This is a genomic window from Pseudarthrobacter sp. R1 (assembly GCF_024494415.1).
In the GTDB taxonomy this organism is placed as follows: Bacteria; Actinomycetota; Actinomycetes; order Actinomycetales; family Micrococcaceae; genus Arthrobacter.
The window spans coordinates 24,702-38,325 of the sequence record NZ_JAMKFI010000009.1 but is presented as its reverse complement, the minus strand read 5'-3'; the positions used below and the strand labels follow the sequence as shown (position 1 = coordinate 38,325).

The 13,624-nt window shown below is 66.5% G+C and carries 11 protein-coding genes; 8 read left to right on the top strand and 3 right to left on the bottom strand.

From position 1 onward, the window contains the following. The first annotated feature begins 19 nt into the window (after window positions 1–19). The 5 genes from M8J71_RS17485 to purU are packed head-to-tail and all read left to right on the top strand — an operon-like array spanning window position 20 to window position 6,313. Window positions 20–454: a sarcosine oxidase subunit delta gene (locus M8J71_RS17485; protein WP_256249065.1), complete on the top strand. Its 435-nt coding sequence runs from the start codon at window positions 20–22 to the stop codon at window positions 452–454. After that, complete coding sequence (locus M8J71_RS17480; protein ID WP_256249064.1) at window positions 451–3,408, top strand: sarcosine oxidase subunit alpha family protein; 2,958 nt, start codon at window positions 451–453, stop codon at window positions 3,406–3,408. The genes M8J71_RS17485 and M8J71_RS17480 overlap by 4 nt, the downstream gene beginning before the upstream one ends. Continuing rightward, window positions 3,401–4,039, top strand: a complete 639-nt coding sequence (locus M8J71_RS17475) for a sarcosine oxidase subunit gamma (RefSeq protein WP_256249063.1) — start codon at window positions 3,401–3,403, stop codon at window positions 4,037–4,039. The genes M8J71_RS17480 and M8J71_RS17475 overlap by 8 nt, the downstream gene beginning before the upstream one ends. After that, complete coding sequence (locus M8J71_RS17470) at window positions 4,040–5,413, top strand: L-serine ammonia-lyase (RefSeq protein WP_256249062.1); 1,374 nt, start codon at window positions 4,040–4,042, stop codon at window positions 5,411–5,413. Between the two features lie 3 nt (window positions 5,414–5,416). Continuing rightward, a complete protein-coding gene (purU, locus tag M8J71_RS17465; RefSeq protein WP_256249061.1) occupies window positions 5,417–6,313 on the top strand; it encodes a formyltetrahydrofolate deformylase in 897 nt (298 codons plus the stop codon). A 160-nt stretch (window positions 6,314–6,473) separates the two neighbouring features. Here the strand turns inward: purU and M8J71_RS17460 are convergent, their stop codons facing one another. Both M8J71_RS17460 and M8J71_RS17455 read right to left on the bottom strand, forming a co-directional pair. Further along, on the bottom strand, window positions 6,474–7,433 hold the full coding sequence (locus tag M8J71_RS17460) for an endonuclease domain-containing protein (protein ID WP_256249060.1): 960 nt from the start codon (window positions 7,431–7,433) through the stop codon (window positions 6,474–6,476). A 188-nt stretch (window positions 7,434–7,621) separates the two neighbouring features. Continuing rightward, window positions 7,622–9,166, bottom strand: a complete 1,545-nt coding sequence (locus M8J71_RS17455; RefSeq protein ID WP_256249059.1) for a PucR family transcriptional regulator — start codon at window positions 9,164–9,166, stop codon at window positions 7,622–7,624. A gap of 109 nt (window positions 9,167–9,275) precedes the next feature. On the opposite strand from M8J71_RS17455, the gene M8J71_RS17450 reads away from it, so the two are divergent. Continuing rightward, window positions 9,276–10,802 (top strand): purine-cytosine permease family protein, encoded by a 1,527-nt coding sequence (locus M8J71_RS17450; RefSeq protein ID WP_256249058.1) that lies wholly within the window; start codon window positions 9,276–9,278, stop codon window positions 10,800–10,802. 54 nt (window positions 10,803–10,856) lie between these two features. Then, the gene (locus M8J71_RS17445) at window positions 10,857–11,816 is read left to right on the top strand and encodes a polysaccharide deacetylase family protein (RefSeq protein WP_256249057.1); all 960 of its coding nucleotides are present in this window, start codon (window positions 10,857–10,859) and stop codon (window positions 11,814–11,816) included. A gap of 102 nt (window positions 11,817–11,918) precedes the next feature. On the opposite strand, the gene M8J71_RS17440 is transcribed toward M8J71_RS17445, so the two are convergent. Further along, window positions 11,919–12,632, bottom strand: coding sequence for a TetR/AcrR family transcriptional regulator C-terminal domain-containing protein (locus M8J71_RS17440; protein WP_256249056.1), 714 nt, complete (start codon window positions 12,630–12,632; stop codon window positions 11,919–11,921). A gap of 158 nt (window positions 12,633–12,790) precedes the next feature. Between M8J71_RS17440 and M8J71_RS17435 the strand changes: the two genes are divergently transcribed. Next, the gene (locus M8J71_RS17435) at window positions 12,791–13,507 is read left to right on the top strand and encodes a DUF2306 domain-containing protein (protein WP_256249055.1); all 717 of its coding nucleotides are present in this window, start codon (window positions 12,791–12,793) and stop codon (window positions 13,505–13,507) included. Window positions 13,508–13,624: the final 117 nt, after the last annotated feature.

Here is a 13,624-nt window from a genome sequence, read left to right as displayed (position 1 = left end):
CCACAGAAAGACAACGCACATGCTGCTCATTTCCTGCCCCAACTGCGGCTCCCGCGACGAGACCGAGTTCCACTACGGCGGCCAGGCCCACGTGGCCTACCCGGAAAACCCCAACGAACTGACCGACCGCCAATGGGCCGAGTTCCTGTTCTACCGGGACAACACCAAGGGCGCCTTCGCCGAGCGCTGGCTCCACAGCACCGGCTGCCGCCAGTGGTTCAACATGCTCCGCGACACCGTCACCTACGACATCCAGGCCGTCTACCCCATGGGCACGCCCAGGCCAGATGCCGCTGGCAACGCAACCGCCCGGACAACCCCCGAAACCGGCACTGCCAGCACCGCCGCTGACAGCACCACCACGGGAAGCGCGGCCCCCAACACTTCCACCAGCAGCATCTCCCCAAGCACTTCTGAAACCAGCACCACCGCCCCGGAAGGAGCAACCAAGTGACTTCCCAGAATCCCGCGGCCCGCAACGCCCGCCTCGCCGCCGGCGGCCGCATCGACCGCACCATCTCCTGGCGTTTCACCGTGGACGGCGAGGAATTCACGGGCCACCCCGGCGACACCCTCGCCTCCGCCCTGCTCGCCAATGGCCGCATCGCGGCCGGCAACTCGCTCTACGAGGACCGCCCCCGCGGCATCATGTCCGCCGGTGTGGAGGAGTCCAACGCCCTTGTCAAGGTGCAGCCGCGCTTCCCCGGCCACGTGGCCGAGTCCATGCTCCCTGCCACCACCGTCACCCTGGTGGACGGCCTGCAGGCAGAATTGCTGAGCGGCCTGGGCAAGCTGGACCCCGAGGAAGACCGCGCCGAGTACGACAAGAAGTACGTCCACACCGACGTCCTGGTCCTCGGCGGCGGCCCTGCCGGCCTGGCCGCTGCCCGCGAAGCCGTCCGCACCGGTGCCCGCGTCATGCTGCTGGATGACCAGCCGGAACTGGGCGGATCGCTCCTGTCCGGGTCCACGGCGCCAGAACTGGCGGAAACTATCGAGGGAAAGCCGGCGTTGGAGTGGGTGGCCGACGTCGAAGCCGAACTCGTCTCCGGCGCCGAATCCACCGTCCTGAACCGCACCACCGCCTTCGGCGCCTACGACGCCAACTACGTCATCGCCGTCCAGAACCGCACCGACCACCTGTCCTCCCCCGCCGCGTCCGGTGTATCCCGGCAGCGTATTTGGCACATCCGTGCCAACCAGGTGGTCCTGGCCCCCGGCGCCCACGAACGGCCGCTGGTGTTCGAGAACAACGACCGGCCCGGCATTATGCTCGCCTCGGCCGTCCGCAGTTACCTCAACCGCTACGCAGTGGCTGCCGGCCAGCGCGTGGTCATCAGCACCACCAACGACAGCGCCTACGCCCTGGCCGCTGACCTGCGCGCCGCCGGCGTCAAGGTCGCTGCCGTGGTGGACGCCCGGCCGCAGCTCACCGCAGTGGCCGCTGCCGCGGTCGAAGCCGGCACCCGGGTGCTGATCGGCAGCGCGGTGGCCAACACGTCAGCTTCTGCCGACGGCCGCCTGGACGGCGTCACCGTCCGCAGCATTAACGACGACGGCGAGCTCACCTCAGGCATCGAACAGATCGCCTGCGATCTGCTGGCTGTGTCCGGCGGCTGGAGCCCGCTGGTGCACCTGCACTCCCAGCGGCAGGGCAAGCTGCGCTGGGACGACGAACTGGCCGCCTTTGTGCCCAGCACCGTGGTCCCCAACCAGCAGGTTGTCGGCTCCGGCCGCGGCTCCTTCGACACCGCAGACTGCCTGGCTGAGGGAATCTCCGCCGGCGCGAAGGCGGCCATCGCAGCTGGCTTTAGCGCCGCCGTCGAACCCGCACCACTCAGCGAGCCGAAGGCCTCAGCCCCTACCCGCCAGCTGTGGCTGGTCCCCGGCGAGCAGGGCACCCCGGACGACTGGCACCACCACTTCGTGGACTTCCAGCGCGACCAGTCCGTGGCCGACGTGCTGCGGTCCACCGGAGCCGGCATGCGGTCCGTGGAGCACATCAAGCGCTACACCTCCATCAGCACCGCCAATGACCAGGGCAAGACCTCCGGCGTCAACGCGATCGGCGTCATCGCCGCCGCGCTGCGCACCGCCGGCGAGGCGTCCCGCGGCATTGGCGACATCGGCACCACCACCTACCGTGCACCCTTTACCCCCGTGGCGTTCGCGGCACTTGCCGGCCGCCAGCGCGGCGAGCTGTTCGACCCCGCCCGCGTCACCTCGATCCACCCGTGGCACGTGGCAAAGGGCGCCCTGTTTGAAGACGTCGGCCAGTGGAAGCGGCCCTGGTACTACCCGCAGGACGGGGAGGACATGGACGCGGCCGTCCTGCGCGAATGCGCCGCCGTCCGCGACTCCGTGGGCTTTATGGACGCCACCACCCTGGGCAAGATCGAGATCCGCGGCAAGGACGCCGGTGAGTTCCTCAACCGGATCTACACCAACGCGTTCAAGAAGCTGGCCCCGGGTTCAGCCCGCTACGGCGTCATGTGCATGGCTGACGGCATGATCTTCGACGACGGCGTGACCCTGCGCCTGGACGAGGAGACCTACTTCATGACCACCACCACCGGCGGCGCCGCCAAGGTGCTGGACTGGCTGGAGGAATGGCTGCAGACCGAGTGGCCGGAGCTGGACGTGCACTGCACCTCGGTGACCGAACAGTGGAGCACCATTGCCGTCGTCGGGCCCAAATCCCGCGCGGTCCTGGCAAAGGTGGCACCGGAACTGGCCGCCGACGGCGGGCTGGAAGCCGAAGCCTTCCCGTTCATGACGTTCCGCGAAACCACCCTCGCCTCCGGCGTCCGCGCCCGGATCTGCCGGATCTCCTTCTCCGGCGAACTGGCCTACGAGATCAACGTGCCGTCCTGGTATGGCCTGAACACGTGGGAAGCCGTGGCAGCCGCCGGTGCCGAGTTCAACATCACCCCCTACGGCACCGAAACCATGCACGTGCTCCGCGCCGAAAAGGGTTACCCGATCGTTGGGCAGGACACGGACGGCACCGTCACCCCGCAGGACGCGGGCATGGACTGGATCGTCTCCAAGGCCAAGGAATTCATCGGCAAGCGCTCCTACGCCCGGGCCGACGCCCAGCGCGAGGACCGCAAGCACCTGGTCAGTGTGCTCCCGGTGGACGGGACGTTGCGCCTGCCGGAAGGCACCCAGCTTGTGGAAAAGGGCCGCTCCACCAACCCTGCCTACGGCCCGGTGCCGATGGAAGGCTTCGTCACCTCCAGCTACCACAGCGCCGCCCTGGGCAGGTCATTCGGCCTGGCACTGATCAAGAACGGCCGCAACCGCATCGGCGAAACCCTCGTGGCTGCCGCCGGCGACCAGCTCGTGGACGTCGTCGTCGCCGAAACCGTACTTTTTGACCCCGAAGGGACCCGCAAAGATGGCTGAAACAGCAGCACCCGCAACCTCCTACGAGAAAAACCTCTCCCTCCGTGTCAGCCCCGCCGCCCAGCTCCGGGCAGCGTTTGAAACCGGCTCCGTCCATGGCGTGGTGGAACTGTCCGAGGTGTCCTTCCTGACCATGGTGGGCCTTCGGGTCAACCGGACCAGCGACGCCGGACAGCGCGTAGCCGCCGTAACCGGCGGCCTGCCCGCGGCCTGCGGCCTCGTGAGCGGCACCGGGGACACGTCCGTGCTGTGGCTCGGGCCCGAAGAGTTCCTGGTGGTGGCACCCACCGAAGCCCATGAGTCCCTCGGCGGCGACCTGATCCAGGCACTCCGCGAAGCACTCGGCGACGGCGAGGGCCAGGTGGTGGACCTCTCCGCCAACCGCACCACCTTCGGACTCACCGGACCCCGGTCCCGCGCCGTCCTGGAAAAGGGCTGCGCCCTGGACCTGCACCCCCGCGTGCTGAAGCCCGGCACGGCACTGTCCACGGAGATCGGCAACATCCCCGTGGTCCTGTGGAAGACCGGCGAGGAGACCTACCGGCTCTTCCCCCGCGCGTCGTTCGCCGATTTCCTGGGCCGCTGGCTCCTCGACGCCATGCGGGAGTACGCCTCCCCCGAGGTCCCCTAAATGGCCCTCAGCGTCCTGGACCTGTTCTCCGTCGGCATCGGGCCGTCGTCGTCACACACGGTGGGCCCGATGCGGGCAGCGAAGCTGTTCGCCGACGGACTCAAAGGCGACGGACACCTGAGTTCCACCAGGCGCGTGCAGGCCGAACTGTTCGGCTCGCTGGGCGCCACCGGCCGGGGCCACGGCTCGGACAAAGCAGTGGTCCTCGGTTTCAAGGGGCTGGACCCGGAGACCGTGGATACCTCCACCGCCGATGACCAGGTGGCGGCCGCAGCCCTCGACGCCGAACTGTGGGTGGGCGGGGACCACCGGGTGGACTTCAACTGGGACGAGGACGTGGTCCTGCACCGGCGCAAGTCCCTCCCGGCCCACCCCAACGGCATGACCTTCCGCGCGCTGGACCATGCGGGCACCGTGCTGAGCGAACGGAGCTTCTATTCGATTGGGGGCGGCTTCGTTGTTGATGGGGACGCCGACGCCGGCGACAGCGTGGTTGCCGACTCCACCGTCCTCCCCTACCCGTTCACCACTGCCGATGAGCTTCTGGAGATCTGCGCGCGCGAGGGCATGTCCATCTCGGACGTTATGCTCGCCAACGAGCTGGTCTGGCGGACCGAAGCGGAACTCCGGGAGAAGCTGCTGGGGCTGTGGGCGGTCATGCGCGAATGCGTGGACAACGGCTGCGCCGCGGAAGGAATCCTTCCTGGCGGGCTCAACGTCCGCCGCCGCGCGCCGTCGTTATTCCAGACCCTGACCGCGGACACCGGGGTGACCGACCCGCTCCGGGCCATGGAATGGGTGAACCTGTTCGCGCTGGCCGTGAACGAGGAAAACGCCGCCGGCGGACGCATCGTCACGGCACCCACCAACGGCGCGGCCGGCATCGTTCCCGCGGTGCTGCACTACTACGTGAAGTTCGTCCCCGGCGCCAACGACGACGGCGTGGTCCGCTTCCTGCTGGCCGCGGCCGCCGTCGGAATCCTGTTCAAGATCAACGCCTCCATCTCCGGGGCCGAGGTGGGCTGCCAGGGCGAAGTGGGCTCAGCCTGCGCCATGGCCGCCGCCGGGCTCTGCGAAGTGCTGGGCGGCACGCCTGCCCAGGTGGAAAACGCCGCCGAAGTGGGCATTGAACACAACCTTGGCCTGACGTGCGATCCGGTGGGCGGGCTGGTGCAGATCCCCTGCATCGAGCGCAACGCCATCGCCAGCGTGAAGGCCATCAACGCCGCCCGCCTTGCCCTGCACGGCGACGGCAGCCACAAGGTATCCCTCGATAAAGCCATCAAAACGATGCGCGAAACAGGAGCCGACATGAAAACCAAGTACAAGGAAACCTCCCGCGGAGGCCTTGCCGTCAACGTAATCGAGTGCTGAGCCATGACTGCCATCCAGACTGAAACTTCCCTGCCGCAGCTGGCGACCACTGTGGAGCATGTCCTGACGCTGGACTGCTCGGAATCACCGGGCATCGTCCACGCCGTCTCCGGCTTCCTCCTGGAGCACGGCTGCGACATCATCGACAACCAGCAGTTCGGTGAGCGTTCCGAAGGGCACTTCTTTATGCGGGTGCATTTCGCGTCCGACGGCGATGCCTCCACCGCGGACACGCTGCGGGCCGCTTTTGGCCCCGTTGCGGAGCGCTTCGGGATGCGCTGGCGGCTGGAACAGTACGGTTCCAAGCGCCGGGTGCTGATCATGGTGTCCAAGTTCGGGCACTGCCTCAACGACCTGCTGTTCCGGGCGCGCGTCGGCGAGCTGCCGGTGGACGTGGTGGCGGTGGTCTCCAACCACACCGACCACCAGGCGCTGGTGGAGTGGCACGGGATCCCGTTCTTCCATGTGCCCGTCACGGCCGCAACCAAGCCCGCCGCCGAGGCCCGGCTATTGGAGTTGGTGGACGAGTTCGATGTGGAACTCGTGGTGCTGGCCCGGTACATGCAGGTCCTCAGCGACAACCTGACCCGGAAGCTGGACGGGAAGGCGATCAACATCCACCACTCGTTCCTGCCCAGCTTCAAGGGCGCCAAGCCGTACCACCAGGCGTACGCCCGCGGCGTGAAGACTGTCGGCGCCACCGCGCACTACGTCAACAGCGAGCTGGACGAGGGGCCGATCATCTCGCAGCAGACCGTGGAAGTGGACCACACGTACGGGCCCGAGGACCTGGTGGCCGCCGGACGCGACACCGAATGCAAGGCCCTGTCCAACGCGGTCCGCTGGCACTGTGAGGGCCGGGTGATTCTGCAGGGGAACCGGACGGTGGTGCTCCGCTAGCCCCACGGACCCTCTCTCACTTGACGCGGCTTTTCCGGCGATCCTCTCTCACCTGATGTGTATTTTCCGGTGACGCTCTCTCACTTGATGTGTGTTCTGTCCGGACGCTCTCTCACCTTTGATGAGGGAGCGTCACGGCGTTAAGCGCCATCTTCGACGCTCAATCGCCGCTGGCAAATCCTGACGCCTGCGGGTGGTCAAGCCAGCCTCTCCGAAGTGTCCGTTTGATGCGTTGAACTGCACTTTCGAAACCGTCCGCATGGTCGTCCTTATCAAGAACAAGGACCGTCCAGCCGGCTGCTTCGAAGGCTTTGTCCCGTCTCCTGTCGCTGAGGATCTGCGCGTCGCCAAGGTGATGCCCGCCGTCGTACTGGATGGCGAGGCGCCGGTGACGGTAGCCCAGATCGGCCGACGGCGACCTCACGTCTCCCGCGCGCAATGGCACCTGAAGTTCAGGCTCGGGTAGGCCCGCGCTGACGATGGCCAGGCGGAGCAGCGATTCGGGCGCGGAGTCCGCACCCACCCGCATCAGGTCCAAGGCTTCGCGGGCCCTGACGATGCCCTGGAGATTCGGGTGGCGGCCCGCCAGGATGCGAAGCCCCGCCAAGGTGTCGTAGGGCTGCGTCCTTCCCTCAAAATCCACCCGCGGGATGCGGATCAGTTCGTCACCCATGCTCACCAGATCATTGAGCGGCAGGACCCGCGCCAGATCGAGCCAAGTGCGGGACCGCGTGCTCAGCGTGATGCCGTCAACCACTTCAATCTCATCCTCAAGAGCCAGGACGGTGTGCCCGAATATGCCCTTCCGGCGGACCGACGGCAGCGCCCGCGGCTTGCTGAGATGCAGTTCCGTGGAATCTGCGAGCCACGGTGGCAGCAGTTGACGCCGGAGCCGGGCCGCGGTCACGTGTGAAATCCAGGCGCCGGGCGAGGCAGCGGACAACGCCTTGGCGGCACCTTCCAGATCGAAGTCCCAATCCGCCGGGCGGTAAAGACCACGACCCACGTTGACTACATCCTTGCGCCGAAGTCTGTCCAAAGTGACGCCGGAAGCCCTGGCAGAACCGAAGGTAAAGGGAGCCTGTGCCAACGGCGGGGGCAGGAAATCTTGCTTTCGCATGCTGGCATTGTGCCTCCGCAGGGCAGGACGCTGCAGAAGTTATCCACAGGCCTGCCGTTGGGGGTGGGTGGGGTGAGAGAGCGTCACCTCAAAACCCACGTTAAGTGAGAGAGCGTCGGCGCAAAACCCGCGTTAAGTGAGAGAGGATCGCCGGGAAAGCGGCGTTAAGTGAGAGAGCGTTGCAGGGGTTATTTGGGCTGGAGGGCGGCAAGGCGGGTGGCCAGGTGCAGGGCTGGCAGGCGGCCGGTTCCGCGGGGGTCGCCGCCGCAGAGGGAGAAGATCCGCTGCAAGCGCTGGTGCATGGACTGCCGCTCCACATGCAGCTCCCTTGCCGCCTGCGCGGTGTTGCATCCGGAGTCCAGCCAGACCCGCAGCGTCTCCACAAGCTTGGACTGGCGCTGGACGTCGTGCTCAAGGACGTCGGCGAGCTGCTGGTTCACGAAGTCACGGCGCAGGGCTTCGTCCATGGAGTGAACTGCGAGCCGTTCGACGGCGAACGCCTGGGCATCAAGCACCCGCCCAGGTGCAGTTCCCGCTAACCTGACGCGTTCGACGTCGGCAGCCAGTTCCAGCGTGAGCCTCGCCTCGGCGAGGGACCAGGGAGCGGAGGAGATACCCGATGCAATGGGCCCGACGGCGCTCACCGTTCCCTCCGGCACCTCCAGCGACTGCAGGCCGGCCACTATTTTTTGCCGCTCATCCTGGGCATTCCCGGAGCGGAGGACCCCCAGGGCCAGCAGCTCCGCGTTGTCCGCATAACTGGCACCGTGCTGCCCGCCCGGGTCCAGGAGGTGCTCCACTTGCCGCCGGAGCTGCTGCGAAGCGGAGGAGCGCATAACCACCGCCACCACCTGGGCAGAGACAGGGATGCCTGCGGCGGGCGCCAGTTCCTGCAGCCGCCAGTTTTGCTTGCCGGAATCAACGGCCCGGATCAAGGCCGCGCCGGCCATCTCCTTCAAACCGGGGGGCATCCGCTGCAACAGGGCAAGGGCCAGGATGTCCACGGAACGGTTGCCGGCGATCCGCGCCAGGTTCACGTCGGCTTCGCCGCGCACCTGAAGTGTCAGGCGGGCCGACGGAATCCCGCGCACGGGCACTTCAATCTGGACGGTGCTCCGATGCTCCCCGGGATCGCCATCCAAGGCGGCAGAGGCTTCACTATCCCCCGCAGGTTCAGCACTTGCAAGGGTGATCCCGGCAGTAGTGGTGAGCACCACCTCCGAACCCGTTGCCGCAGCCAACACAGCAAGAATCCGGTCCAGGCTGCCTCCGTGCGCGAGCTCCACCGCCATGGCGTGGCTGGCCTGGTCGGCTTGCTGCAGCTGCGCGGCGGACTGGCTGACAAGCTGTGAGTTGATGGCCTCCATGACTGCCACGAAAGGCACCACCCTGCGAAGCTCGATCAGGGGAAGCCCGGCTTCCTCGGCAGCCGAAATCATCGAGGAAGGAATGGACGGCAGCACACTGCCGGTCTCAATGGCGAGCGCCGCCACCCCACGCTCGGCCAGATCGTGGATGTAGCCCATGCGGCGCTCATCGGAAGCCAGCGCCAGGGCCTGGCCGCCGGTCAGCAGCAGCTCCCCGCCGCCCAGCAGCGAGGCAATGTCCAGGACCTCGCTGGAGTGGATCCACCGGAGCTGGGTTTGGGAAACCACTCCGGCCGCCGCCCGAACCACGGGATCCGCGGCAATAACAGTGGAATGCCGCAGAACATCTTCCAAACGAACAGGCATGACACTCCGTCATGTAGAAGGGGAAAGCTCAAGACACATTGTAGATGGTGGATGTGGCCCCCGACACATAATCTTGAAGAATCCCCATCCCCTCAACGAAGAGGCCCCGATGCAACAACAGCCCACAGCCCCAGGAGCCGAGCAATCCGTTCACACGGAAGACGTCGAAGCCTGGCTCCAGCCAATTCCCGAATCCCAGCGCACGCACAAGGTCTCCGGCCAGTTCTGGATCTGGGCCGGTGCCAACCTGGCACCGATCAACTGGGTACTGGGCGCCCTCGGAATCCACCTGGGGCTGGGTTTCGCGGACACCGTGACTGTCCTGGTGCTGGGCAACCTGATCGGCATGCTGCTCTTCGGCTGCTTCGTCCTCCTCGGGCAGAAGACCGGCGCCACCGGCATGGTGCTCGCCCGGGCCGCATTCGGCAGGCGGGGGAACTACCTCCCGGCAGCCATCCAGGCGCTCCTGGTGATCGGCTGGTGCGCCGTGAACACCTGGATCATCCTGGACCTGGTCATGGCACTCTTCGGAACCCTCGGCTGGGTGGATCCCACAGCCGCCAACTACGCGTGGAAGATCGCCGTCGCCACCGGAATCATGGCCGCGCAGGTAGCCATCGCCTGGTTTGGCTATAAGGCGATTGCGGCTTTCGAAAAGTGGACCGTCCCGCCAACCATCGTTATTCTGGCCGTGATGTCCGCCGTGGCGTGGTTCGGCATGGACATCAACTGGGGCTACGCAGGTCCCGCCGGCAACATCCTGGAAGGCTCGGAGCGGATTGCCGCGATGAGTGCCGTGATGACCGCCATCGGCATCGGCTGGGGCATCACCTGGTTCACCTACGCCGCAGACTACTCCCGGTTCGTCAGCACCGAAGTGCCCAAGAAAAAGGTCTATCTGGCGTCGGTCCTGGGCCAGTTCATCCCCGTCGTCTGGCTCGGTGTCCTGGGCGCAAGCCTGGCCACCAACAGCGGCGAAATCGACCCCGGCAAGCTCATCGTCCAGAACTTCGGCGTCCTCGCGCTGCCCGTACTGCTGATGGTGCTCCACGGCCCCATCGCCACCAACATCCTCAACATCTACACGTTCTCCGTGGCCACCCAGGCACTCGACATCACCATCAGCCGCCGCAAGCTCAACCTGTTCGTCGGCGTCTTCTCGCTCGCCGCCGTCGTCTTCTTCATCTTCCAGGAGGACTTCGCAGCAGTCCTCGACGCCTGGCTCATCGGGCTCGTCGCCTGGGTCGCTGCCTGGGGCGGCGTCATGCTGGTCCACTACTTCTGGATCGACAAGCGCTGGCCCGGCAATCCCGAAAGGCTGTTCGACGACGTCGGCACCCGGCGGCTCCCCGGCGTCAACTGGGCGGGCATCACCTCACTCCTGGTGGGCATCTTCGCCACCTGGCTGTTTATGTACGGCCTCGTCCCCGCCATGCAGGGCCCCATCGCCGTGGCCCTGGGCGGCTGGGACCTGTCCTGGCTCGCCGGCGGCCTTGCCAGCGCCACCAGCTACGCCATCCTGGGACCGAGGATGCACCGCAAATTCATCGAATCCGCCCCGGCACCTTCCCACCACCAGCTGCCCACCGAGCTGACCGGCGCCGCTGCCCAGCCCGGCACACCCGCCGCACTCTGAACTCCACCTCCTGAACCGCCGCACCTGGACCCGTTACGACAGGACATCCCCAACATGACTCACGAAGCATTCCCCGACTCCGCCCACCCCATCACCTGGCCGGAAGGCAAGCGCGCGGCAGCGTCCTTCACGTTCGACGTCGACGCCGAATCCTGCACCATCGCCCACGACCCCAAGAGCACCAGCCGGATGTCCCTGATGACCCACCAGTCCTACGGGCCCAAGGTGGCAGTCCCCCGCTTGCTGCAGATCCTCCAGCGGCAGGACATCCGCGCCACGTTCTTCGTCCCCGGCTTCACGGCGGAGTGCTACCCGGACACCGTCCGGCGCATCGTGGACGCCGGGCACGAGGTGGCCCACCACGGCTACCTGCACGAGCCAATGCAGGGCATCGACGCCGCAACGGAGGCCCGCTACATCGACCGCGGGCTCGAGGCCCTGGTAAAGGCTGCGGGCGTAGAACCGGTGGGATACCGGGCACCGTGGTGGGAGCTGAACTGGCACTCGCCGGCACTTCTGGCGGACCGCGGCTTCCTCTACGATTCAAGCCTGCTCGACGGCGATGCCCCCTACCGCTTCAGCGTCGCCCCGGGCGACACCCGGGACATCGTGGAAATCCCCGTCGACTGGGCGCTGGACGACTGGGAGCAGTACGCCTTCTACCCCGGCGTCACGGGCAGCGGTGTCATCGAAAGCCCGGCCAAGGTCCTCGAAATGTGGACGCTCGAAGCGGAGGCGCACTATGCCCAGGGCAGCTGCTTTGTCCTCACCAACCACCCCTTCATCTCCGGCCGGCCCTCAAAAGCAGTGGCCCTGGAAAGGCTCATTGAACGGGTGAAGGCGATGGACGGCATGTGGGTGGCCACCATGGAAGACATCGCGGAACACACCCGCCGGACGGTCCAGGAGGTCCATACCCACGCCCGTATCGAGGTGCCTGCCTTCCCGGACACCGGGGCACGGTTCACGCCGCCGGCGGTGCGGGAGTCCAGGCCGGCAGCCGCCGGCAGCTAAACCCGACCCTACAAAAGGCGGAGTGGTACTGCGGCCTCGGCGAGGGCGCGGTACCACTCCCGCGTGTTTAAGCAGCTGCTGTGTTTAAGCAGTTGCTGGCCTTTACGCCCGCGCCGACGTCCAACGCTGCGCGTGCAGTTTCTCGATGCCGTCCAGCAGCAGGTCAAGCGCGAACTCGAATTCAAACTGGTCATCACAGCCCTGCCCAACAACGGCGTCCGGATCGTGGGCGGAAGCCATGGCGATCGCCAGGACATTCGGGTAGCGCCTGGCCATCTCCTGGAGCATTGCCTGCTGAACCGCCTCGTCCAGCTTTGCCGCCGTTCCGACTGTTGTGTCCGCCGGTTCCTGGAACAGCTCCTGGGTGAAGCCCCACATGCGGCTGCCGATGGCGTGCATGACGTGATGGGTCAGGTCCACCGAGAAGCCGCCCTCGAGGAACATCCCGATAAACGAGTCCATGTAGGCGAAGACGCCAGGCGTTTTGTTTGTGCGCGTTTCTAGGACCTGCCGGGCCCATTGATGCCGTTGAAGGACGCTCCTGGCTGAAAGAATCCTGCGCCGGACCACGTCCTTCCAGTCCAGGCCGGTGGCGGGCGGATCGATCTCGGTGATGATCACGTCGATCATGCCGTCGAGAAGCTCATCCTTGTGGGCTACATGTTTGTAGAGCGCCATGGGCACCACGTCGAGCTCCTGGGCGAGCCTGCGCATACTCAGCGGCCCGATCCCTGTCTCGTCAGCCAGCGCGACGGCGGCCTGCAGCACCCGGTCGCGGTTGAGGCGCACGCGCTGCGCCCCGCCCTGCCTGCTCATGCCATTGGTCCTTTCGTTTCCTTGCACCCCTTGACCAGTGTACGGCGTACACCTACATTTAGTCCTAGAAGGTGTACGCCGTACACCTAAGCCCGAAGCGCGACCTGCTGGTCCGCTTCCGTCAGGCCAAGTACGCCGGCACCAAGAGGAGCAGGACAATGCAAACCACAAGGCAAGGTGCACCAGCAAAGGCGCCCGCAGCTGCAAAGCGACGGCGGCGGGAGTGGCTTGTTCCCGCCGGCCTGATCTTCCTCAGCCTCATCCCGGTGATCGCAGGCGCCGCCCGGCTGACCGAACTGACGGGCGGAGCGGCGGTGACGGAACGCAACGCCAGATTCTTCGACTCCCCCGCGCCGGTGGTAATCCACATAGTCAGTGTCACCGTCTACTCCCTGCTCGGAGCATTTCAGTTCGTTCCGTCGCTTCGCCAGCGCCGGCGCCGGTGGCACCGTATCGCCGGCCGGATCCTCCTGCCGGCGGGCCTGCTCGCAGCGCTGTCCGGCCTCTATATGGCGGTCTTCTACACCCTGCCGCCCAGCGACGGGCAGCTGCTGCTTGTCCTTCGGCTCGTTTTCGGCTCCGCCATGGCACTGAGCCTCATCCTTGGACTTCGCGCAGTGCTGCGCCGCGACTTCACGAGGCACGGCGCGTGGATGACCAGGGCGTACGCCATCGGCCTCGGCGCCGGAACCCAGGCCCTGATCCTCATCGTGCCCGAACTCCTCGCCAGCCCGCCGGACGTTACAACGAGGGCATTTCTGATGGGCGCCGCCTGGGTCATCAACCTAGCCGTGGCGGAATGCTTCATCCGCAGGCGCTCCCTATCCAGACGCCAAACGTTCCCGCGCCCGCTGAGCCGGGCGACGCCGTCGTAAGCCTTGCTCTATGTCTTCCCGCGACGTTCCTTGACGCTGCGCTACGCCCTGTTGAGCGTTCGCGACGTCCCGTGAACGCCCGCTACGGGATCATTGTGGCGCTGCCGGGTGCTCCGT

Excerpts from the sequence above, each read along its gene's own strand:
- M8J71_RS17485 (WP_256249065.1), top strand. The coding sequence starts at position 20 with ATGCTGCTCATTTCCTGCCCCAACTGCGGCTCCCGCGACGAGACCGAG.
- M8J71_RS17475 (WP_256249063.1), top strand. The coding sequence starts at position 3,401 with ATGGCTGAAACAGCAGCACCCGCAACCTCCTACGAGAAAAACCTCTCC.
- M8J71_RS17470 (WP_256249062.1), top strand. The coding sequence starts at position 4,040 with ATGGCCCTCAGCGTCCTGGACCTGTTCTCCGTCGGCATCGGGCCGTCG.
- purU (WP_256249061.1), top strand. The coding sequence starts at position 5,417 with ATGACTGCCATCCAGACTGAAACTTCCCTGCCGCAGCTGGCGACCACT.
- M8J71_RS17460 (WP_256249060.1), bottom strand. The coding sequence starts at position 7,433 with ATGCGAAAGCAAGATTTCCTGCCCCCGCCGTTGGCACAGGCTCCCTTT.
- M8J71_RS17455 (WP_256249059.1), bottom strand. The coding sequence starts at position 9,166 with ATGCCTGTTCGTTTGGAAGATGTTCTGCGGCATTCCACTGTTATTGCC.
- M8J71_RS17450 (WP_256249058.1), top strand. The coding sequence starts at position 9,276 with ATGCAACAACAGCCCACAGCCCCAGGAGCCGAGCAATCCGTTCACACG.
- M8J71_RS17445 (WP_256249057.1), top strand. The coding sequence starts at position 10,857 with ATGACTCACGAAGCATTCCCCGACTCCGCCCACCCCATCACCTGGCCG.
- M8J71_RS17440 (WP_256249056.1), bottom strand. The coding sequence starts at position 12,632 with ATGAGCAGGCAGGGCGGGGCGCAGCGCGTGCGCCTCAACCGCGACCGG.
- M8J71_RS17435 (WP_256249055.1), top strand. The coding sequence starts at position 12,791 with ATGCAAACCACAAGGCAAGGTGCACCAGCAAAGGCGCCCGCAGCTGCA.